The sequence below is a fragment of the Pseudomonas sp. R28(2017) genome (assembly GCF_002112505.1).
In the GTDB taxonomy this organism is placed as follows: domain Bacteria; phylum Pseudomonadota; class Gammaproteobacteria; order Pseudomonadales; family Pseudomonadaceae; genus Aquipseudomonas.
The window spans coordinates 205,275-225,263 of the sequence record NZ_NEHW01000007.1 but is presented as its reverse complement, the minus strand read 5'-3'; the positions used below and the strand labels follow the sequence as shown (position 1 = coordinate 225,263).

Annotated in this window: 20 protein-coding genes; 12 read left to right on the top strand and 8 right to left on the bottom strand. The window is 63.7% G+C overall.

The features are described from left to right. Positions 1-9: 9 nt before the first annotated feature. Positions 10-2,373 carry a penicillin acylase family protein gene (locus CAF78_RS14630; protein WP_085676361.1) on the bottom strand — a complete coding sequence of 788 codons (2,364 nt, stop codon included), beginning with the start codon at positions 2,371-2,373 and terminating at the stop codon, positions 10-12. A gap of 87 nt (positions 2,374-2,460) precedes the next feature. On the opposite strand from CAF78_RS14630, the gene CAF78_RS14625 reads away from it, so the two are divergent. Then, positions 2,461-3,027: a sugar O-acetyltransferase gene (locus tag CAF78_RS14625; RefSeq protein WP_085676360.1), complete on the top strand. Its 567-nt coding sequence runs from the start codon at positions 2,461-2,463 to the stop codon at positions 3,025-3,027. Here CAF78_RS14625 and CAF78_RS14620 read toward each other — a convergent pair. Next, complete coding sequence (locus tag CAF78_RS14620; protein ID WP_085676359.1) at positions 3,006-3,575, bottom strand: DUF6436 domain-containing protein; 570 nt, start codon at positions 3,573-3,575, stop codon at positions 3,006-3,008. The two genes, CAF78_RS14625 and CAF78_RS14620, sit on opposite strands and share 22 nt — an antisense overlap. A gap of 119 nt (positions 3,576-3,694) precedes the next feature. Between CAF78_RS14620 and CAF78_RS14615 the strand changes: the two genes are divergently transcribed. After that, positions 3,695-4,621: an alpha/beta hydrolase gene (locus CAF78_RS14615; RefSeq protein WP_085676445.1), complete on the top strand. Its 927-nt coding sequence runs from the start codon at positions 3,695-3,697 to the stop codon at positions 4,619-4,621. Here CAF78_RS14615 and CAF78_RS14610 read toward each other — a convergent pair whose 3' ends face one another. Further along, a complete protein-coding gene (locus CAF78_RS14610; protein WP_085676358.1) occupies positions 4,622-5,374 on the bottom strand; it encodes a DUF2059 domain-containing protein in 753 nt (250 codons plus the stop codon). It abuts the gene before it with no gap. A 113-nt stretch (positions 5,375-5,487) separates the two neighbouring features. Here CAF78_RS14610 and CAF78_RS14605 point away from each other — a divergent pair, with 113 nt between their 5' ends. Both CAF78_RS14605 and CAF78_RS14600 read left to right on the top strand, forming a co-directional pair. After that, positions 5,488-6,120, top strand: a complete 633-nt coding sequence (locus CAF78_RS14605; RefSeq protein WP_085676444.1) for a 2OG-Fe(II) oxygenase — start codon at positions 5,488-5,490, stop codon at positions 6,118-6,120. After that, a complete protein-coding gene (locus tag CAF78_RS14600; protein ID WP_085676357.1) occupies positions 6,107-6,616 on the top strand; it encodes a DUF523 domain-containing protein in 510 nt (169 codons plus the stop codon). The genes CAF78_RS14605 and CAF78_RS14600 overlap by 14 nt, the downstream gene beginning before the upstream one ends. Here CAF78_RS14600 and CAF78_RS14595 read toward each other — a convergent pair. Then, positions 6,555-7,070: an ABC transporter substrate-binding protein gene (locus CAF78_RS14595; protein ID WP_085676356.1), complete on the bottom strand. Its 516-nt coding sequence runs from the start codon at positions 7,068-7,070 to the stop codon at positions 6,555-6,557. The two genes, CAF78_RS14600 and CAF78_RS14595, sit on opposite strands and share 62 nt — an antisense overlap. Positions 7,071-7,269: 199 nt before the next feature. Between CAF78_RS14595 and CAF78_RS14590 the strand changes: the two genes are divergently transcribed. After that, positions 7,270-7,746, top strand: a complete 477-nt coding sequence (locus CAF78_RS14590) for a DUF4399 domain-containing protein (protein WP_085676355.1) — start codon at positions 7,270-7,272, stop codon at positions 7,744-7,746. Between the two features lie 47 nt (positions 7,747-7,793). Here the strand turns inward: CAF78_RS14590 and serA are convergent, their stop codons facing one another. Continuing rightward, the gene (gene serA, locus CAF78_RS14585; protein ID WP_027920925.1) at positions 7,794-9,023 is read right to left on the bottom strand and encodes a phosphoglycerate dehydrogenase; all 1,230 of its coding nucleotides are present in this window, start codon (positions 9,021-9,023) and stop codon (positions 7,794-7,796) included. Positions 9,024-9,194: 171 nt separating this feature from the next. On the opposite strand from serA, the gene CAF78_RS14580 reads away from it, so the two are divergent. The 3 genes from CAF78_RS14580 (at position 9,195) to CAF78_RS14570 (ending at position 12,388) form a co-directional block, all read left to right on the top strand. Continuing rightward, positions 9,195-10,592 carry an FAD-binding oxidoreductase gene (locus CAF78_RS14580; RefSeq protein ID WP_085676354.1) on the top strand — a complete coding sequence of 466 codons (1,398 nt, stop codon included), beginning with the start codon at positions 9,195-9,197 and terminating at the stop codon, positions 10,590-10,592. Positions 10,593-10,616: 24 nt separating this feature from the next. Then, positions 10,617-11,282, top strand: coding sequence for a fumarylacetoacetate hydrolase family protein (locus tag CAF78_RS14575; RefSeq protein WP_085676353.1), 666 nt, complete (start codon positions 10,617-10,619; stop codon positions 11,280-11,282). A gap of 182 nt (positions 11,283-11,464) precedes the next feature. Continuing rightward, positions 11,465-12,388, top strand: coding sequence for an SdiA-regulated domain-containing protein (locus CAF78_RS14570; protein ID WP_085676352.1), 924 nt, complete (start codon positions 11,465-11,467; stop codon positions 12,386-12,388). A gap of 30 nt (positions 12,389-12,418) precedes the next feature. On the opposite strand, the gene rpiA is transcribed toward CAF78_RS14570, so the two are convergent. Continuing rightward, positions 12,419-13,093, bottom strand: a complete 675-nt coding sequence (gene rpiA / locus CAF78_RS14565) for a ribose-5-phosphate isomerase RpiA (RefSeq protein WP_060498103.1) — start codon at positions 13,091-13,093, stop codon at positions 12,419-12,421. 133 nt (positions 13,094-13,226) lie between these two features. Here rpiA and ilvA point away from each other — a divergent pair, with 133 nt between their 5' ends. Both ilvA and CAF78_RS14555 read left to right on the top strand, forming a co-directional pair. Continuing rightward, positions 13,227-14,741, top strand: a complete 1,515-nt coding sequence (gene ilvA / locus CAF78_RS14560) for a threonine ammonia-lyase, biosynthetic (protein ID WP_085676351.1) — start codon at positions 13,227-13,229, stop codon at positions 14,739-14,741. 149 nt (positions 14,742-14,890) lie between these two features. Further along, a complete protein-coding gene (locus CAF78_RS14555) occupies positions 14,891-15,316 on the top strand; it encodes a DUF2269 domain-containing protein (protein ID WP_085676350.1) in 426 nt (141 codons plus the stop codon). A 116-nt stretch (positions 15,317-15,432) separates the two neighbouring features. Here CAF78_RS14555 and CAF78_RS14550 read toward each other — a convergent pair whose 3' ends face one another. Next, entirely contained in the window at positions 15,433-16,089 is a 657-nt protein-coding gene (locus CAF78_RS14550; RefSeq protein WP_085676349.1) for an HAD family phosphatase, read from the bottom strand. Positions 16,090-16,230: 141 nt separating this feature from the next. Here CAF78_RS14550 and CAF78_RS14545 point away from each other — a divergent pair, with 141 nt between their 5' ends. Then, positions 16,231-16,710, top strand: a complete 480-nt coding sequence (locus CAF78_RS14545) for an RNA pyrophosphohydrolase (protein ID WP_003249017.1) — start codon at positions 16,231-16,233, stop codon at positions 16,708-16,710. Positions 16,711-16,732: 22 nt separating this feature from the next. Further along, positions 16,733-19,012, top strand: coding sequence for a phosphoenolpyruvate--protein phosphotransferase (ptsP, locus tag CAF78_RS14540; protein ID WP_085676348.1), 2,280 nt, complete (start codon positions 16,733-16,735; stop codon positions 19,010-19,012). A 115-nt stretch (positions 19,013-19,127) separates the two neighbouring features. Here ptsP and CAF78_RS14535 read toward each other — a convergent pair whose 3' ends face one another. After that, positions 19,128-19,874, bottom strand: coding sequence for an NRDE family protein (locus CAF78_RS14535; RefSeq protein WP_085676347.1), 747 nt, complete (start codon positions 19,872-19,874; stop codon positions 19,128-19,130). Between the last annotated feature and the right edge of the window lie 115 nt (positions 19,875-19,989).

Sequence of the window (19,989 nt, the reverse complement as noted above, 5' to 3'; positions counted from 1 at the left end):
CCCCGGGGATCATCCGCCAGGCACCAATCTCAAAGTGCTCTGCGCCGGAATCATTCCCATCTGTGCCCGCTGATACTTACCGTCTGCATACCCCTCGGCCTGATCCGAGAAGTGTCGGTCGAACGGCACGCCGCTCTGCCCGACCGGGTTGCTGGTCAGCGCCTGGCCGGCATCGGCAAAGTCGATCAGGCGCCGGGTTGACGGCCCATAGGTCACCGGCCACGGCGCCGGGCCGATCTTCGCCGACAAGTTGTTGGGCACCTCATGGGTGCCGGGAGCGGCAAACGGGCCGACATTGAACAAAAGGTTCAGTGGCTTTTTCGACCCCAGTGGATGGTTGTGGGTCAGGGTATGGGCCTTGCCCCATTGCCAGCTGGCCGGGTCGCGGCCCAGGGTGTCGCGCAGGTGTTTCAGGCTGCTTTGCCAAGCCGTGCGTACGACGGCGGTGCGGTCAGTGCGCAGGTTGCCGCCGCGGGTGTTCCACCAGGGCGAATCGGCGTCGGCGGCCAGGCGCGGCAGCGCGGCATCGATGACGCGGGTGCTCAACAGTACCGGGAACCAGGTGTCGCCCAGTTCGTCATGCAACGCGGCATGGGCCAGTTCGTAGAGGAACTGGTTGAACAACGTGGCGCTGGTGGAATCCAGCGGATAGTCGCCGCGCCAGGCGGCCAGCTGCTCGACCAGTTCCTTTTCCTCGTCACCCTGGGCGATCTGGCGCAGGGTCGCCAGCAATGGGGCCAAGGTGCGCGGGCCGTAATCGCTGGCCGTATCGAGTTGCAGCGCCTGGCTGTTCTGGGTGTCCCATTTGACCTCTGGGTTGGCCAGCTGGCGATCGAGCTGGCGCCCGCGGTCGGCGAGGTTGTAGTAGCCGGGTATCGGCACCACGGCCGGCGGCTGGTAGTTGGCCGAGACGATATAGCCGCTGGCCGGGTTCTCCTGCTGTGGGTTGACGCTGAACGGGTAGAAACCAGGTTTGTCGGCCTGGCGGCTGGCGCCATCGAGGATGAACGCCGGGTTCACCCCGTCGGGGCGAATCGGCAGCTTCGCCGCCGCCCACCAGCCGATATCGCCACGGGCATTGGCCCAGACGAAGTTCAGCCCCGGTGCCTGCACCTTGGCAGCCGCTTCGCGCATCTTGCCCAGGGTGTCGGCGCGGTTCAGCTGGTAGAACCCTTCGAGGATCGGGTTCTCGGTTTCGAGGAACGCCCACCACATGGCAATCGGCGTGGTCCCGGCTGTTGCGCCTAGCACCTCGTTGACGATTGGCCCGTGGGCTGAGCGGCGCAGGCTGATGGTGACCGGTTGCTCGCCTTTGACTGCAATCGTCTGCTCGGTTTTTTCCAGCGTCTGCCACTGGCCGTCGATCATCACCTGGTCGGCATTGGCAGGGTTGGTCTTTTCGGCGATCAGGTCGACGTCATCGTTCTGGAACATGGTCAGGCTCCAGCCGAAATCACGGTTGTGCCCCAGCATCGCGAACGGGTTCAGCGCCTGGAAATAGCCGTACAGGTTGAAATCCGGGGCTGACAGCTCAGCTTCGTACCACACGGCGGGTACGGCAAAACTGATGTGCGGGTCACCGGCCAGCAAGGGTTTGCCGCTGCGGGTGCGGCTGCCGGAAACGGCCCAGGCATTGCTGCCTTCGAACTGCGGGATGCCGGCTTCGAGCAGGGCTTGGTGGCTGGCGCGGGCCACGGCTTCGAGGCTTTGCCAGTCGGCCGCCGCCAGGGGTGTGCCCAGGGCGCCCTGCGGCTGCCACTCGAGGTCGAAGATCTTCAGGTATTGCGGGCCAAGCTGGTCGCGGATGTAGGTCAGCGCAGGTTCGGTACGAAAGGCCGCAGCGAAGCTGTAGGCGAGGTAACCGGCGATGCTCAGGGTGTCTTCGGCCGTGAACGGCCGCGGCGTGATGCCGATCAGGTCGAACTCCATCGGTTTGGGGTGGCTGGCCTGCCAGGCGTTGACGCCCTCGAGGTAGGCCTGCAGGGCTTGCCAGGCGGGTGACTGGTGGTTTTGGCGCTGGGCCATCAGGGCGGCCTGTTCACGGATACGCAGGCTGCGGAACAGGGTATCGGTGGGCAGCAACTTGTCGCCCAGTACTTCGGCCAGCTCGCCACGGGCCAGGCGGCGCATGATCTCCATCTGGAACAGCCGATCCTGGGCATGCACGTAGCCCAGGGCGCGGTACAGGTCCGCCTCGCTCTGCGCTTGCAGGTGGGGCACGCCACGGGCGTCGTAGCGGACGCTGACCGGCGCCTGCAGCCCGGCCATGGCCACCTCGCCCTCGCGCTGCGGCAGCTTGCCGTGCACGTACCAGTAACCGGCGCCAGCGGCCACGGCAACGACCACGGCCAACAGGGTCAGGCTGCGCTTCATCGGGACTCCTTGTGCAATCGAGCGAAAACTGTGGTCCGATCATCGACGGATTCGCGAACAGAGCATAGCCCCCTGAAAGGAGTTTCCATGTCCCTCAGCGAAAAACAGAAAATGCTGACTGGTCAGCTCTATCACGCTGGTTGCCCCGAACTGCAGGCCGAGCAGATCGCCAACAAGCACTGGATGCACCGTTACAACAACAGCGTCGAGTTGCTCAACGAGGCGCGCAACGGCCTGCTGGCCGAGCACTTTGCCCATGTCGGCGAGGGCACGGTGATCCGCCCGCCGTTCTACTGCGACTACGGCTACAACATCAGCGTCGGGCGCAATACGTTCATGAACTTCAACTGCGTGATCCTCGACGTGGTGCCGGTGCGCATCGGCGATGACTGCCAGATCGGCCCCAATGTACAGATCTACGCGGCCGACCATCCGCTCGACCCTGAGGTCCGTCGCAGCGGGCTGGAAAGCGGTCGGCCGGTGACCATCGGCAACAACGTGTGGATCGGTGGGGCGGCGGTCATCCTGCCGGGGGTGACCATTGGTGACAACGCCATCGTCGGTGCCGGCAGTGTGGTGACCCGCGATGTGCCGGCGGGTGCGACCGTCATGGGTAACCCGGCGCGGGTGCGTCAGCCGGCCCAGGGGCAATAGCAACCAACCGCCAGCGTATTCGAGGCGGTGACCCTGCGACCGGCCAGCAGGGCCTGGAGGATTGGCTCGATGAAACTGTTGCTGGCGTTGCACACCGCGCCTTCGCTGTAAGGGCCGAAGTAGGCCAGGTTGCCCTGGCGGTCCCAGATGGCCACGGCCGGGGAGGCGGGCAGCTGCTCACTGCCGGGCAGGTTGGCGATGGGTTGCAGGCTGGCGAGGTTGGCGGGCAGCTGGCCGTGGCTGCCGGCCTTTTGCACGACGTGGAAGGTCACGCCCTGGCCGGCGAACTGGCTGATCAGGTCGCCAAGGTGCTGCTGGTTGCCGACGTTGCACGGGCAGGCCGGGTCCCAGAAGTGCACCACGCGGATCGGCCCGGGGCCGGCCAGCTCGGCAGGCAGGCGCAGCTGGCTGCCGTCGAACAGCGTGGCCTGGTTGTCGAACGGGCGCAGGTAGCGGGACTGGAAGGTGGAGTAGGCCTGCCAGAGCACGGCGACGCCAATTACCAAGGCGATTACGATGCACATCTGTTTGATGAATCGAGTTTTCATGGGTTTTCCGCGGTCCCTTGTAGGAGCGGTGGTGTTGATCAGTGGCGAGCAAGCTTGCCACGACGCCAGCCAGAGCTGAATATCGCAGATCAATACTCGCTCCGCCGTGGATGTACCTGATGCCTGCTGCCTTTCACCCCGATCTCCTGCGTGCCAGCCTCGCCCCATTGGGCAAACGCCAGCCGTTGTCCACGCAGGCGCAGGCCTATCAACGTTTCTATGGCTTGAACCTGCCGGCGCAGAGCTGGCTGGGCGGCTTCCAGGCGGCGGGTTACGAGCTGGTCGGGCAAGTCTGGCTACCCGAAAAGCCGGTTGCGACGTTGTTCCTGCTGCACGGCTACTACGACCACATGGGCTTGTATCGGCACCTGATCGAATGGGCGCTCAAGCTTGGCTATGCGGTGATCAGCTGCGACCTGCCAGGCCACGGCCTGTCCAGTGGCGAGCGCGCCAGCATTGGTGATTTCGCGGTGTACCAGCAGGTGCTGGAGGCCGTGTTCGAACAGGCTGGCGGGCTTGGGTTGCCACGCCCCTGGCACCTCTGCGGGCAGAGCACCGGTGGCGCCATTGCCGTCGATCACCTGCTGCACCAGGGCGCGCACAGCCCGATCGATGGCGAGGTGATCCTGTTGGCACCGCTGGTAAGGCCACGCGCCTGGCGCTGGTCGAAGTTCAGCTATCGGGTACTACGCCACTTCGTCAACGGCATCGAGCGGCGCTTCAGCGAGAACACCAACGACCCGACGTTCCTGCCCTTCCTCGAAGCCGACCCATTGCAGCCGCGGCGCTTGCCCACGGCCTGGGTCGGCGCCTTGATCGCCTGGGTCAAGCGCATCGAGGCGGCGCCGCACTGCGCAAGGCGGCCGCTGATCGTGCAGGGGGAGGCGGATGGTACGGTGGATTGGCCGCACAACCTCGAAGTGCTAAAGGCCAAGTTCAGCGAGCCGCAGATCCTGATGTTGCCCGAAGCCCGCCATCACCTGGCCAACGAGCTGCCGGACATTCGTCGGCGCTACTTCGATTTCATCCAGCAGCGCCTGGGTTGATCACTTGAGGTCGGCGCTGTTCTGGCCCACCGCCAGGCCAGCACGCACCGCAGCCACCGCGGCCTGGTAATAGGCCTTGCCGTCCGTCGACTCGGCGAATGATGCGAACTCTTCGAGCTCGTCGTCGGAGAGGTCGCGGTAGACGTACAGCAGGGTGTTGTTCAGGTCTTCGCCGATCTGCCCCATAAGGCGCTGGCGCTGGCCGTCGAGCAGGCCCTGGGCCTGGCCGGCACCAAACAGGCCGGGGATCATCGAGCTCAGGCTGTCGGCGGCCACCCCGGCGATCGCCAGGCTGACTTCGGCGCCGGCTTCCCGGGCTGGCAGGGCCTGGGCCAGGTGGCCGATGACCAGCAGGCGGTTATCGCTGGCCTGCATCTTCGGCAGGCCCTTGGCATTCTTGGCCAACTGGTCCTTGCGTGTGGCCAGCAGTTCGGCTGCGACGATCTTGCGCCCCAGGGGGGACTGGAAGAAGGCCAGTGCCGGTGCCGGGTTGGGCAGCGAGCTGCGCAGTTTGGCCAAGGCACGGTTGTCCATTGCCTGGGCCTGGAAGCGCTGGTTGCTGTTGTTGACCAGCGCCTGGTAAACCGCAGGCGGCAGGCTGCTGCGGTAGCGCTGCTGGGCGGCGCTCACGGCATCGGAAAAATGGGCGCGCTGGTCGGGCCAGCCGGCGGCCTTGTACAGTTGATCGAGGCTGTCTGCCCAGACAGGCATGGTGCAGATCATCAGCAGAAGCAGGGAAAACAGACGGCGCATTCAGGACTCCTGTCGGCAGGTGGCTATTGTCCTTGGCCCGGCGCCATTTTGTCGAGCAATCCGAACGCTTCTCAGCCAAGTGGCGCTGTGCGCCGACAAGGTGAATGGATATGATGCGCGCCATGCACATCTCCCCTGAAAACCCGATGTTCGCGGCCGTCGTCGACGATCTGGCCACCCATGGCTGGTCGCAGCAGGCTCTCTTTCTGCCTAGCGAGCTGGTGCGCGCGCTGGCGGCCGAATGCCGGCGCCGTGATGCCGAAGGCGAACTCAACCCGGCCGGCGTTGGGCGCGGTGATGCCCAGGAGGTGCGCGAGAGCATTCGCGGCGACCAGATCCAGTGGATCGACCCAGGCCAGGCCGAGGCCTGCGACCAGTATCTGGCGGCCATGGACCAGTTGCGTCAGGCCATCAACCAGGGGTTGTTCCTGGGCCTGGAAGACTTCGAGTGCCACTTCGCCCTGTACCCACCGGGGGCGTTCTACCGCCGGCACCTTGACCGCTTCCGCGACGATGACCGACGCATGGTTTCGGCGGTGCTCTATCTCAATGAAGACTGGCAACCGGAGGACGGCGGGCAACTGCGCATGTTCCTGGCGGATGATGTCGAGCACGATGTGCAGCCGGTGGCGGGTTGCCTGGCGATTTTCCTGTCCGGTGAGGTGCCGCACGAGGTGCTGCCGGCCAGGCGCGAGCGCCTGTCGTTGACCGGCTGGTTCCGGCGCCGCGGCAATGACCCGTTCTGATCTGCCCAAGGTCTTGGTGAGCGCCTGCCTGCTGGGGCAGCCGGTGCGCTATGACGGCCGGGCCAGCGGGCATCCTGATGTGCTGCGGCAGTGGCAGGCCGAAGGGCGTGTCGTGCCATTGTGCCCCGAGGTGGCTGGCGGCTTGCCAACACCACGCCCGCCGGCGGAGATCCCTGGTGGGCAGGGCGCGCAGGTGCTCGATGGCGGGGGGCAGGTGCTGACGGTGACCGGCGAGGATGTCAGTGCCGCGTTTCTGGCAGGGGCGCAGCAGGCCCTGGCGCTGGTGCGACAGCACGGCATTCGGGTGGCGGTGCTGAAGGCGGGCAGCCCATCGTGTGGCAACCGCCTGACCTACGATGGCACCTTCAGCGGGGTGAAGGTGCCGGGTGAAGGCGTGACCGCAGCCTTGCTGCGGCGTGAGGGGGTGCAGGTGTTCAGTGAGCTGGAGCTGGAGCAAGCGCGGCAGGCGCTGGCTGGCCCGCCTGCATGGCCTTGAACCACTTCTGTTCCAGTTCTGCTGTGCGGCCACTGTCCTTGAGGCGCTGAAGCGCGTTGTTCACCGCGCTTTCGAACGCCGGGTTGTCTTTCTGGAATGGAATCACCAGTTTCTTTTCACCGAATGCCTGGCTTACATCGAACGGGCCGTCGGTCTTCAGCGACTCGCTCGACGGTGTCAGGGCAATGTCGTACTTGCCACTTTCAACGCCTGGCAGCACGTCTTCTGCAGTGGCTTCGACGAACTCGGCACGCAGGTCGAGTTCGCGGGCCAGGTCCTGGCCAAATTCGATTTCAAAGCCGGTCAGGCGGTCGTCTTTCTTGAACGAATAGGGCGCGTTATCGGCCTGTACGGCAATGCGTAATTCGCCCCGGTCGGCGATTTCGTCTATCAGCTCGGCCTGAGCCAATGGAGTGATCAGTACTGCCAGCAGTACGCCTATGGTCGAACGCATGTAATGCCCCTTTTTCTTCAGCAGATGAGTAACTTTCGCCGCGACTTTCTTCCCCGTCGCGGTCGAGCGCAGCCTATGACCTTGAAGCCTTGGCGAGGTTTAACCCTAACTGAAAAATTTCTCTTTGTGGGCTATGGTGAACTATCGCCGCCGTTCGTCATACCGGCAGCGGTCAAAAAGTGAATCACAGGAGAAGTGAATGAACAGCCTATTTTCGCGTGCTGCCGTTGCCGGCCTGCTGATGGGGGCCTCGGTCTTTGCCGGCGCCGCGGATGCCCTGAAGAGCCAGGAACCGCCCAAGGATGCCAAGGTGGTCATCGTTTCCCCCGCCGATGGCGCCACGGTCGACAAGACCTTCACCGTCAAGTTCGGTATCGAGGGCATGGAACTCAAGCCGGCGGGTGACCAGACGCCGCATACGGGCCATCACCATTTGCTGGTGGATGTGGATAAAGAACCCGTGGCCGACATGCCACTGCCGACCAGCCTGATGCCGGCCGCCGGCACGGCGTTGCCAGCGGGGCCGCAGGTGCTGCACTTCGGCAAGGCACAGACCGAAGCGACCATCACCCTGACACCGGGCAAGCACACCCTGCAGCTGGTGCTGGGTGACCAGTATCATGTGCCGTTCAAGCCGAGTGTCGAATCGAAGAAGATCACGGTTGAAGTGAAATAAAAAAAGGGAGGCCACCAGGGCCTCCCTTTTTCATGCCGCCAGCGACCTTAGAACAGGACGCGCGAACGGATGGTGCCTTTGACTTGTTGCAGTTTCTCTTGCGCCAGGTCGGAGTACTCGGCGTCAACGTCGATTACCACGTAACCCACTTTCTCGTTGGTCTGCAGGAACTGACCAGAGATGTTGATGCCGTTCTCGGCGAAGACTTTGTTGATCTCGCTGAGCACGCCCGGGATGTTTTCGTGGATGTGCAGCAGGCGGTGCTTGCCTGGGTGTGCCGGCAGGGCAACTTCCGGGAAGTTGACCGACGATACCGACGTACCGTTGTCGCTGTACTTGACCAGCTTCTCGGCCACTTCCAGGCCGATGTTGGCCTGGGCTTCGGCAGTGGAACCACCGATGTGCGGGGTCAGGATCACGTTGTCCAGGCCGCGCAGCGGGCTTTCGAACTCTTCGTCGTTGGAGCGCGGCTCGACCGGGAACACGTCGATGGCGGCGCCGATCAGGTGCTTGTCCTTGATCGCGGCGGCCAGGTGGTCCAGCTCGACCACGGTGCCACGGGCGGCGTTGATCAGGATCGAGCCCTTCTTCATCGCACGGATTTCCTTCTCGCCGATCATCCACTGGGTGGATGGCAGCTCAGGCACGTGCAGCGAAACGATGTCGGCCAGGCCCAGCAGCTCGGTAAGGCTGGTGACCTGCACGGCGTTGCCCAGCGGCAGCTTGGTCAGCGGGTCGTAGAAGTACACCTGCATGCCCAGGTTTTCTGCCAGGACCGACAGTTGGGTACCGATCGAGCCGTAGCCGACGATGCCCAGCTTCTTGCCGCGGATTTCGAACGAGTTGGCCGCGCTCTTGATCCAGCCGCCACGGTGGCAGGATGCGTTCTTCTCCGGGATGCCGCGCAGCAGCAGGATGGCTTCGGCCAGCACCAGCTCGGCCACCGAACGGGTGTTGGAGTACGGGGCGTTGAAGACGGCGATACCGCGCTCGCGGGCCGCAGCCAGGTCGACCTGGTTGGTGCCGATGCAGAAGCAGCCGACGGCGACCAGCTTCTTGGCGCAGTCGAAGATTTCTTCGGTCAGTTGGGTGCGCGAGCGAATGCCGATGAAGTGGGCATCGGCGATCTTTTCCTTCAGCTCGGCATCCGGCAATGAACCGGTGAGGTATTCGATGTTGGTGTAGCCGGCGGCCTTGAGGGTATCGACCGCGTTCTGGTGCACACCTTCAAGAAGAAGGAACCGGATCTTGCTCTTGTCGAGAGAAGTCTTGCTCATCTGCGTAAACCTGTATCCCGGAGAAAAAATGGCGAGGACTGATGCCAGGCGTTAGGGCAGCCTTAGCATGAACAGCGGGAGCGCTATGCTAGCATACGCGACACAATCTGAGCTTATCCCGACAGGTGAAGAGTGCTCAGGGTGACTATGAATAAGTCGAGAGTTCCTGCGATGACCCACCCCGCAGTAATTGATGAACTGATGACCCTTGTCGACCCTGGCAAGGTCCTGACCGACCCCGCTTCCCTGGAAACCTACGGCAAGGACTGGACCAAGCATTACCCGCCAGCGCCCACGGCCATCGTGTTCCCCAAAACAGTAGAACAGGTGCAGGCCATCGTCCGCTGGGCCAACCAGCATCAGGTTGCACTGGTACCGTCCGGCGGGCGCACCGGGCTGTCCGCCGGGGCCGTGGCGGCCAATGGCGAAGTCGTCGTCGCCTTCGACTACATGAACCAGATTCTCGACTTCAATGCCTTCGACCGCAGCGTGGTGTGCCAGCCGGGCGTGATCACCCGCCAACTGCAGGCCTTTGCCGAAGAACAGGGCCTTTATTACCCGGTGGACTTCGCCTCCAGCGGGTCCAGCCAGATTGGCGGCAACATCGGCACCAATGCCGGTGGTATCAAGGTCATCCGTTACGGCATGACCCGCAACTGGGTGGCCGGCCTGAAAGTGGTCACCGGCAAGGGCGAGCTGCTGGAGCTGAACAGGGACCTGATCAAGAACGCCACCGGCTATGATCTGCGCCAGCTGTTCATCGGCGCCGAAGGCACCTTGGGTTTCGTGGTCGAAGCGACCATGCGCCTGGACCGCGCCCCGCGCAACCTCACGGCCATGGTGCTGGGCACGCCGGATTTCGACTCGATCATGCCGGTGCTGCATGCGTTCCAGGGCAAGCTCGACCTGACCGCTTTCGAGTTCTTCTCCGACAAGGGCCTGGCCAAGATCATGGCCCGCGGGGATGTGCCGGCCCCGTTCGAGACCGACTGCCCGTTCTATGCCTTGCTGGAGTTCGAAGCCAGCACCGAGGAGGTGGCCAACGAAGCGCTGGCCACCTTCGAGCACTGCGTCGAGCAGGGCTGGGTGCTGGATGGGGTGATGAGCCAGAGCGAAACCCAGCTGAAGAACCTGTGGAAGCTGCGCGAGTACCTGTCCGAGACCATCTCCCACTGGACTCCGTACAAGAACGACATTTCCGTCACCATTTCCAAGGTGCCGGCGTTCCTGCGCGATATCGATGCCATCGTCAGCGAGCATTACCCGGACTATGAAGTGGTCTGGTACGGCCACATCGGCGACGGCAACCTGCACCTGAACATCCTCAAGCCCGAGCACATGAGCAAGGATGACTTCTTTGCCTCGTGCACCAAGGTCAACAAGTGGGTGTTCGAGATCGTCGAACGCTACAACGGCTCGATCTCGGCCGAGCACGGCGTGGGCATGACCAAGCGCGACTACCTGGGTTACAGCCGTTCGCCTGAGGAAATTGCCTGCATGAAGGCAATAAAGGCCGTCTTCGACCCTAACGGCATCATGAATCCGGGTAAGATCTTCGCTCCTGAATAAAAGCAGTAATCAAAGGAGTCGGCCATGAGTTACCAGCACCAGTACGTAGACGGCACGCGCATCCATTTCCCGCTGGGCAAGGTGGTGTGCATCGGCCGCAACTATGCCGAACATGCCAAGGAACTGGACAACCCCATTCCTTCCGAGCCGCTGCTGTTCATAAAGCCGGGCAGTTGCGTGGTGCCGCTGGAAGGTGGGTTCAAGATCCCGACCGACCGTGGCTCGGTACATTACGAGGCCGAAATTGCCGTGCTGCTGGGCAAGCCGCTGTCGTCCAGTGCCTCCGAGGAAGAAGTGCTGGATGCCATCTCCGGTTACGCCCCGGCCCTGGACCTGACCCTGCGCGACGTGCAGGCCAAGCTCAAGGAAAAGGGCCTGCCGTGGGAACTGTGCAAGAGCTTTGACGGTGCTTGCGTGCTGCCACCGTTCGTTTCCGCAGCGTCCTTTGAAGATGTGACCGATATTCCGGTGCGCCTGACCATCAATGGTGAAGTGCGCCAGGACGGCAACAGCGCGATGATGCTCAACCCGATCGTGCCGATCATCCAGTACATGGCGGCGCATTTCTCGCTGCAGGCGGGGGATGTGATCCTGACCGGCACCCCGGCCGGTGTCGGGCCGTTCACTGTCGGTGACGAACTGGTGCTGGAGCTGCCGGGCGTCTGCCGCTTCGAGAGCCGGGTGCTCTGAGCCGATACCGCGGCGCTTTCTTCGCGGACAAGCCCGCTCCCTCAAGTGATGCACAAGCCTCAGTTAAAGTGCGATCCCTGTGGGAGCGGGCGTGCCCGCGAAGATGCCCGTGCGGTTTACCGATTTTTCACACTTCATCCGGATAATGCGCGAATCTTCGCCCATTTCCCCAGGACTTTTGCATGCCAGCATCCACCAGCGCCCCCGCATCCTCCAAGCGCCGCTTCTACCTGCGCTGGCCCTTCGGCCTGGCCGTTGCAGCGGTGATCGGTTACGGCGTGGCGGTGGCCATGCATTGGGATGACCGCGGCGTGCTGTGGGTCAAGGAAGGCTTCGAAACCAGCGCCGAGCGCAGCGAGAGCGTGTGGCTGCCGGACTATCAGGCCGACATCGATGCCAAGGTGTTGCCGGGCATGGAGGATGACGAAGCCTCGGACATCGCTTTCAACCCGCGTACCCGCACATTGTTCGCGGTGATGGGCAAAAACCCGTTCCTGGTCGAGCTCAGCCTCGACGGCGACGTGCTGCGCAAGATTCCGTTGGTAGGCTGGAGCAACCCGGAAGGCGTCGCCGTGATGGAAGATGGCAATGTGGCGATCACCGATGAGCGCCTGCACGACCTGACCGTGGTCAAGGTGGATGCGCAAACCACCTCGCTGAACCACGCGGATTTCCAGAGTTATGACCTGGGCGAATCGGTGAAGCGCAACAAGGGTTTCGAGGGCGTGGCCTGGGACCCGATGCGCCAGCGACTGGTGATCGGCGAGGAGCGGCCACCGAAGCTGTACAGCTGGAGCAGCGACGGGCGCAGCCCGCTCAAGGGTGACAAGCAGGCACTGGCCAGCGACGAACTCGACCTGCGCAACCTGTCGGCGCTGGGGGTCGACCCGCGCACAGGGCATCTGCTGGCACTGTCGGCCGATTCCAACATGCTGCTGGAGCTTGACGAGCAAGGCCAGCAGGTCAGCTTCATGACCTTGCTGGGTGGCTTCAACGGTCTGCAGCACACCATCCCGCGTGCCGAAGGCGTTGCCATGGACGATCAAGGCAACCTGTACATGGTCAGCGAGCCGAACCTGTTCTATCGCTTCAAGAAGAACGACTGACCGGAGGGTTCGGCTCGCTCGCGAATGCCGTTACTCGGCCTTGAGGGCCTTCACGCCTTCGGCGGTACCCAGCAACAGCAGGTCGGCAGGGCGCGCTGCGAACAGGCCGTTGGTCACCACGCCGACGATGGCGTTGATCTGTGCTTCGAGCTCCACCGGGTTGGTGATCTGCAGGTTGTGCACATCGAGGATCACGTTGCCGTTGTCGGTCACCACGCCCTCACGGTACACCGGGTCGCCGCCCAGCTTGACCAGCTGACGTGCCACGTGGCTGCGGGCCATCGGAATGACCTCGACCGGCAGCGGGAAGGCGCCCAGCACGGGCACCAGCTTGCTGCCGTCGGCGATGCAGATGAAGGTCTTGGCCACGGCCGCGACGATCTTCTCGCGGGTCAGGGCCGCGCCGCCGCCCTTGATCAGGTTCAGGTGCGCGTCGCTTTCGTCGGCGCCGTCGACATAGAACTCCAGCTCGCTGACGCTGTTCAGCTCGTAGACCGGGATGCCGTGGCCCTTCAGACGCTGGGCAGTGGCTTCGGAGCTGGCGACTGCGCCATCGAAGGCGGTCTTGTGCTGGGCCAGGGCGTCAATGAAGAAGTTGGCGGTCGAACCGGTGCCGACGCCGACGACGCTCTTTTCATCCAGCTTCGGCAGAATGAAGTCGACAGCGGCCTGGGCGACGGCCTGTTTGAGTTGGTCCTGGGTCATGCGGGCTCCGGAAAGGGGCAGGGCGGTAATGAAAGGAGCCTAGTATAACGGCTCGGGCGGCTTTGCTGTGGTCGCCCGACGTAGCGCTGGGGTAGACTCGCAGCCCTTGTCCCGCGGCCAGTGATGCTTTCCGATGCTCGAACAGTACGTCAAGAAGATCCTCACCTCGCGCGTCTACGACGTCGCTGTCGAAACCCCGTTGCAGAGCGCCGGGCAGCTGAGCAAGCGCCTGGGCAACCAGATCCTGCTCAAGCGCGAAGACCTGCAGCCGGTGTTCTCGTTCAAGATCCGTGGGGCGTACAACAAGCTGGCGCAGCTGACCCAGGAAGAGCTGGCCCGTGGCGTGGTCACCGCCTCGGCCGGCAACCATGCCCAGGGCGTGGCGCTGGCGGCCCGCGAGCTGGGCATCAAGGCCACCATCGTGATGCCCAAGACCACCCCGGAGATCAAGGTCGAAGGCGTGCGCTCGCGCGGCGGCAAGGTGGTGCTGCATGGTGATTCGTTCCCGGAAGCACTGGCCTACTCGCTGAAACTGGTCGACGAAAAAGGCTTCGTCTATATCCACCCCTACGACGACCCGCACACCATCGCCGGCCAGGGCACCGTGGCGATGGAAATCCTCCGCCAGCACCCGGGCCAGCTGGACGCGATTTTCGTTCCGGTAGGCGGTGGCGGCCTGATTGCCGGCATCGCGGCCTATGTGAAATACCTGCGCCCGGAAATCAAGGTGATCGGTGTCGAACCGGACGACTCCAACTGCCTGCAGGCTGCGATGGCTGCTGGCGAGCGCGTGGTGCTGCCGCAGGTCGGGCTGTTCGCCGACGGCGTGGCGGTGGCGCAGATCGGCCAGCACACCTTCGACATCTGCCGCCACCATGTGGACGAGGTGGTGACGGTGAGTACCGACGAGATCTGTGCGGCGATCAAGGATATCTACGACGATACCCGCTCGATCACCGAACCTGCTGGCGCATTGGGTGTTGCGGGCATCAAGAAGTACGTCGAGCTCAAGGGCGTGACCGGGCAAACCCTGGTCGCCATCGACTCGGGCGCCAACGTCAACTTCGACCGCCTGCGCCATGTCGCCGAGCGCGCCGAACTGGGCGAGAAGCGCGAAGCCATCATCGCCGTGACCATCCCCGAGCGCCCGGGGAGCTTCAAGGCCTTCTGCGAGGCGATCGGCAAGCGCCAGATCACCGAGTTCAACTACCGCAAGCACACGTCCGATGAGGCGCACATCTTCGTCGGCGTGCAGACCCACCCGGAAAACGACCCGCGGGCGGCGCTGGTGCAGCACCTGATCGACCAGGGCTTCCCGGTGACCGACCTGACCGACAACGAACTGGCCAAGCTGCACATCCGCCATATGGTCGGTGGCCATTCGGCGGGTGCCAGCGACGAGATCGTGCTGCGCTTCGAGTTCCCCGAGCGGCCGGGTGCGTTGTTCAACTTCCTCACCAAGCTGGGCGGGCGCTGGAACATCTCGATGTTCCACTACCGTAACCACGGCGCGGCTGACGGGCGTGTGGTGGCTGGCCTGCAGGTGCCGGAAGACGAGCGCCACCTGGTGCCGGCGGCGCTGGCCAAGATCGGTTACCCGTACTGGGACGAGACCGATAACCCGGCGTACAAGCTGTTCCTGGGTTGAGAAGCTAAGCTAGGGCTGATGGCCTTTTCGCGGGCAAGCCCGCTCCCACAGGATCTCCGAGCGATTCAGAGCCTGCGCAGTACCTGTGGGAGCGGGCTTGCCCGCGAAGAAGCTAACGGAAAAATGGCCTGCTGAAGGACTACTGGGAAATGGAACACCTGACCACCCTCAAGACCCTGCACATCATCGCCACCGCGCTGTTGCTGCTGGGCGCCCTGGGCTTGACGGCCTGGACCGTGCGGGCCCGCCGCCAGGGCGATGCCGAAGCCTACGCCAAGCTGCTGCGCCGGCCACTGGTGTTTGTTTGGCTGGTGATGGGGGTGTGCCTGGTGAGCATGCCGTTCACTGGCTGGCGGCTGGTGCACTTGGTTGGCTGGCCGCTGGGGCAGACCTGGGTGCTGGCTTCCAGTGTCATCTATACGCTGGGTGCGTTTGCCGGGTGGTGGCTGCTGGTGCGGCTGAACCGGCTGCGCAAGGCCGAAGCGGTCGGGTTGCGGTTTACCCTGGCCCTGGCAGTGTTCAGCGGGGTGTGCTTCCTGTCCATCGCCGGGCTGATGGGTGCCAAGCCGGTCTGACAGTCTTGTACTGCCGGTACTGGCCACTTCGCGGGCATGCCCGCTCCCACAGGGTCCTGCATACACCGACCATGTGGGAGCGGGCGTGCCCGCGAAGTGGCCGAAACAGGAAAACCTCAATCCCTCAACGAAATCACCGGCCAACCACGCTTCTGGGCCTCGGCCCGCAAGTTCGGGTCCGGGTCCACTGCCACCGCATGGGTCACCCGCTCCAGCAACGGCAGGTCATTCATCGAGTCACTATAGAAATAGCTGTCCTCAAGATCAAAGCCGTTCTCCAGCATCCAGCGCTCCAGCCGCGTCACCTTGCCTTCACGGAAACACGCTATATCGGTACTACGCCCGGTAAAGCGGCCGTCGTGCGTCTCGCATTCGGTTGCCAGCAGCACGCGCACACCCAGGCGCCGGGCGATGGGCGCGGTGACGAAGCGGTTGGTGGCGGTGATGATCACCAGCTGGTCGCCGGCTTCGCGGTGCTGCTGCAGTAATGCCAAGGCCTTGGGCAGGATGATCGGCTCGATGCAGTCGCGCATGAAGTCGCGGTGCCATTCGTCGAGCTGGGCCGGCTCGGTGGCGGCCAGGATTTCCATGGAGAAGGCCAGGTAGGCCTGCAGGTCGAGGGTGCCGTTCAGGTAGTCCTGGTAGAAGGCGTCGTTGCGTTTCTTGTACGCGACCGGGTCGAGAATGCCCCGCTCGCACAGGTAGTCACCCCAGGCGTGGTCACTGTCACCACCGAGGAGGGTATTGTCCAGGTCGAATAAAGCCAGGCGCATCGCGGTCACTCGTGTCAGCCACAGGGTAGGCCCGCAGAATACGGAGTTTTCACCGCGCTGCACATAAGCTTGGCGGGCGCGTTGCTGCGCTCGCAGGCTTTGTGGAACAATGCGGTGACATGCGTTTGCGAGGTTGCTGCCGTGATCGACCCGGATGGTTTTCGCCCCAATGTTGGGATCATTCTGACGAATGATGCCGGGCAGGTGCTATGGGCTCGACGGATCAACCAGGATGCCTGGCAATTCCCGCAGGGTGGCATCAACCCTGACGAGACGCCAGAAGATGCCCTGTACCGCGAGCTGAACGAAGAAGTTGGCCTTGAACGCGACGATGTGGAAATTCTTGCCTGCACCCGCGGCTGGTTGCGTTATCGTTTACCCCAGCGGCTGGTCCGCACCCACAGCCAACCGCTGTGCATCGGCCAGAAGCAAAAGTGGTTTTTACTGCGCCTGGTGAGCAACGAACAACGGGTGCGGATGGACCTGACCGGCAAACCGGAATTCGACGGTTGGCGCTGGGTCAGCTATTGGTACCCGCTGGGCCAGGTGGTGACATTCAAGCGTGAAGTCTACCGCCGCGCCCTGAAAGAGCTTGCACCGCGTCTGCTGACGCGCGACTGACGACGGAGTTCGACCCCGAGCCATGCTCAATACGCTGCGCAAGATCGTCCAGGAAGTGAACTCCGCCAAAGATCTCAAGACGGCGTTGGGGATCATTGTCTTGCGCGTCAAGGAGGCCATGGGCAGCCAGGTCTGCTCGGTGTACCTGCTCGACCCGGAAACCAACCGCTTCGTGCTGATGGCTACCGAAGGCCTGAACAAGCGCTCCATCGGCAAGGTCAGCATGGCCCCCAACGAGGGCCTGGTCGGCCTGGTCGGTACCCGGGAAGAGCCGCTGAACCTGGAAAACGCCGCCGATCACCCGCGTTATCGCTACTTTGCCGAAACCGGTGAAGAGAAATTCGCCTCTTTCCTCGGTGCGCCGATCATCCACCACCGTCGCGTGGTTGGTGTACTGGTCATCCAGCAGAAGGAGCGCCGCCAGTTCGATGAGGGCGAAGAAGCCTTCCTTGTCACCATGAGCGCCCAGCTCGCCGGGGTTATCGCCCACGCCGAAGCCACCGGTTCGATCCGTGGCCTGGGCCGCCAAGGTAAAGGTATCCAGGAAGCACGCTTCGTCGGCGTGCCGGGCTCGCCGGGCGCTGCGGTCGGGCGCGCCGTGGTCATGCTGCCGCCGGCCGACCTGGAAGTGGTGCCAGACAAGGCTGTCGATGACATCGACGCCGAGCTGAAACTGTTCCAGAACGCCCTCGAAGGCGTGCGCGAAGACATGCGCAAGCTGTCGGCCAAACTGGCCACCCAGCTGCGCCCGGAAGAGCGCGCGTTGTTCGACGTGTACCTGATGATGCTCGAAGACGCCGCCCTCGGCGGTGAAGTGATCGAAGTCATCAAGACCGGCCAATGGGCCCAGGGCGCCTTGCGCCAGGTGGTTGGCGAGCACGTCAACCGCTTCGAACTGATGGACGACGATTACCTGCGCGAGCGCGCCTCGGATGTGAAGGACCTTGGCCGGCGTCTGCTGGCCTACCTGCAGGAAGCCCGCTCGCAGTCGCTAGTGTATGCCGACAACACCATCCTGGTCAGTGAAGAACTGACCCCGGCGATGCTCGGTGAGGTGCCGGAAGGCAAGCTGGTGGGCCTGGTCTCGGTACTGGGCTCGGGCAACTCCCACGTCGCCATCCTCGCCCGCGCCATGGGTATTCCGACGGTGATGGGCCTGGTCGACCTGCCGTATTCCAAGGTCGACGGCATCGAGATGATCGTCGACGGCTACAAGGGCGAGGTGTTCACCAACCCCAGTGACGTACTGCGCAAGCAGTACAGCGACGTGGTCGAAGAGGAACGCCAGCTGGCCCAGGGCCTCGACGCCCTGCGCGAGCTGCCGTGCGTCACCCCTGACGGCCACCGCATGCCGCTGTGGGTCAACACCGGCCTGCTCGCCGATGTGGCGCGTGCCCAGCAGCGCGGCGCCGAAGGCGTTGGCCTGTACCGCACCGAAGTACCGTTCATGATCAACCAGCGCTTCCCCAGCGAGAAGGAGCAGCTGGCGATCTACCGCGAGCAGCTGGCGGCCTTCCACCCGCTGCCGGTGACCATGCGTACCCTGGACATCGGGGGGGACAAGGCGCTGTCGTACTTCCCGATCAAGGAAGAAAACCCGTTCCTCGGCTGGCGCGGCATCCGCGTCACCCTCGATCACCCGGAAATCTTCCTGGTGCAGACCCGCGCCATGCTCAAGGCCAGCGAGGGCCTGAACAACCTGCGCATTCTGCTGCCGATGATTTCCGGCATCCACGAACTGGAAGAAGCACTGCACCTGATCCACCGCGCCTGGGGCGAGGTGCGCGACGAAGGCACCGACGTACCGATGCCGCCGGTGGGCGTGATGGTGGAAATCCCGGCGGCGGTTTACCAGACCAAGGAGCTGGCGCGGCAGGTGGACTTCCTCTCGGTCGGTTCCAATGACCTGACCCAGTACCTGCTGGCGGTGGACCGCAACAACCCGCGGGTCGCCGACCTGTACGATTACCTGCACCCGGCAGTGCTGCAGGCGCTCAATACCGTGGTGCGGGATGCCCATGGCGAAGGCAAGCCGGTGAGCATCTGCGGCGAGATGGCCGGTGACCCGGCGGCGGCAATCCTGTTGATGGCCATGGGCTTCGACAGCTTGTCGATGAACGCCACCAACCTGCCGAAGGTGAAGTGGATGCTGCGCCAGGTGAACATGAGCAAGGCCAAGGAGTTGCTGGTCGAAGCCTTGAGCCATGACAACCCGCAGGTTATCCACAGCTCACTGCAACTGGCCCTGAAGAACCTCGGGCTGGCGCGGATGATCGGGCCAGGGGCGAACAAAACCCTTTGATCAGTGTTGGCTTCTTCGCGGGCAAGCCCGCTCCCACAGGTCACACACTACCCTCAGGACCGGTGTAATACTTGTGGGAGCGGGCTTGCCCGCGAAGAGGCCGGTGCAAACAACATCACACTTCCAGGCTGACTTCCCCCAGATGCCCGCCAAAGGGCCCGAAACTGCGCTCCACCAGCCGCCTTCTCCCTCGATCATCCACGATCAACACGGTGCTCGCCCGCGTACCATAGTTCTGGCTGGCAATGAACACGCTCGACAGCAACTTCTCGGTCGCCACCCCCACGCCGGTCTCTGGTAGCTCAGCGTCGGCCGCTGTCTCGTTATCCGCCAGCAACGCCAGCAATTGCTGGGGGTCGGCCGTGTCCAGCAGCCCCTCCAACCCCGTGCGTGCTTTCACCAGCTTCGGCCATGGCGTATCCAGCCCGGCATTGGAAAGCCCGTAGACGCCGGCCTCCAGCAAACGCGGCGCCACGTCCCGGGCGTGCAGGTAGCCCAGCTGACGGCTATCACCCACCAGCAGGTTGAACCCCGAGTACTGCCCGCTGCGGCTGGCCACCTGGTCGAGGTAGGCCTCCACCCCCAGTTCGCCCTGCAGATACGCCGCCACCAACTCGCCCCGCGAGCGTGGCCCCAGCACCTGGCCTGGGTCGCGAATGTTGGTCAGCGCTGCAAAGCGCCCCTGTGGGCCGACGCCCAGCCAGGTGCCACCGGCCTCCAGGTCACGCCCGGCATGCACCCCGGGCGCATCGTCCCAGGCTGCCAGGGCCTGGGTCGGCCGGGCATAGAACTCGTCACGGTTGGCCGCGACGATCAGCGGCAGGGCATGCCCGGGCCGCCAGGCGAATACGATCAGGCACATCGGTTGGGCCTCTGTGTTTTTGCCCACTCTACCCACTGCATGGGTGTCGATCCATCCTGTCACAGAGTTCACTAGAGCCACGAGCCCGGCTTCCGTTACCATGCCGGATTGTTTT

Excerpts from the sequence above, each read along its gene's own strand:
- CAF78_RS14630 (WP_085676361.1), bottom strand. The coding sequence starts at position 2,373 with ATGAAGCGCAGCCTGACCCTGTTGGCCGTGGTCGTTGCCGTGGCCGCT.
- CAF78_RS14625 (WP_085676360.1), top strand. The coding sequence starts at position 2,461 with ATGTCCCTCAGCGAAAAACAGAAAATGCTGACTGGTCAGCTCTATCAC.
- CAF78_RS14620 (WP_085676359.1), bottom strand. The coding sequence starts at position 3,575 with ATGAAAACTCGATTCATCAAACAGATGTGCATCGTAATCGCCTTGGTA.
- CAF78_RS14615 (WP_085676445.1), top strand. The coding sequence starts at position 3,695 with ATGCCTGCTGCCTTTCACCCCGATCTCCTGCGTGCCAGCCTCGCCCCA.
- CAF78_RS14610 (WP_085676358.1), bottom strand. The coding sequence starts at position 5,374 with ATGCGCCGTCTGTTTTCCCTGCTTCTGCTGATGATCTGCACCATGCCT.
- CAF78_RS14605 (WP_085676444.1), top strand. The coding sequence starts at position 5,488 with ATGCGCGCCATGCACATCTCCCCTGAAAACCCGATGTTCGCGGCCGTC.
- CAF78_RS14600 (WP_085676357.1), top strand. The coding sequence starts at position 6,107 with ATGACCCGTTCTGATCTGCCCAAGGTCTTGGTGAGCGCCTGCCTGCTG.
- CAF78_RS14595 (WP_085676356.1), bottom strand. The coding sequence starts at position 7,070 with ATGCGTTCGACCATAGGCGTACTGCTGGCAGTACTGATCACTCCATTG.
- CAF78_RS14590 (WP_085676355.1), top strand. The coding sequence starts at position 7,270 with ATGAACAGCCTATTTTCGCGTGCTGCCGTTGCCGGCCTGCTGATGGGG.
- serA (WP_027920925.1), bottom strand. The coding sequence starts at position 9,023 with ATGAGCAAGACTTCTCTCGACAAGAGCAAGATCCGGTTCCTTCTTCTT.
- CAF78_RS14580 (WP_085676354.1), top strand. The coding sequence starts at position 9,195 with ATGACCCACCCCGCAGTAATTGATGAACTGATGACCCTTGTCGACCCT.
- CAF78_RS14575 (WP_085676353.1), top strand. The coding sequence starts at position 10,617 with ATGAGTTACCAGCACCAGTACGTAGACGGCACGCGCATCCATTTCCCG.
- CAF78_RS14570 (WP_085676352.1), top strand. The coding sequence starts at position 11,465 with ATGCCAGCATCCACCAGCGCCCCCGCATCCTCCAAGCGCCGCTTCTAC.
- rpiA (WP_060498103.1), bottom strand. The coding sequence starts at position 13,093 with ATGACCCAGGACCAACTCAAACAGGCCGTCGCCCAGGCCGCTGTCGAC.
- ilvA (WP_085676351.1), top strand. The coding sequence starts at position 13,227 with ATGCTCGAACAGTACGTCAAGAAGATCCTCACCTCGCGCGTCTACGAC.
- CAF78_RS14555 (WP_085676350.1), top strand. The coding sequence starts at position 14,891 with ATGGAACACCTGACCACCCTCAAGACCCTGCACATCATCGCCACCGCG.
- CAF78_RS14550 (WP_085676349.1), bottom strand. The coding sequence starts at position 16,089 with ATGCGCCTGGCTTTATTCGACCTGGACAATACCCTCCTCGGTGGTGAC.
- ptsP (WP_085676348.1), top strand. The coding sequence starts at position 16,733 with ATGCTCAATACGCTGCGCAAGATCGTCCAGGAAGTGAACTCCGCCAAA.
- CAF78_RS14535 (WP_085676347.1), bottom strand. The coding sequence starts at position 19,874 with ATGTGCCTGATCGTATTCGCCTGGCGGCCCGGGCATGCCCTGCCGCTG.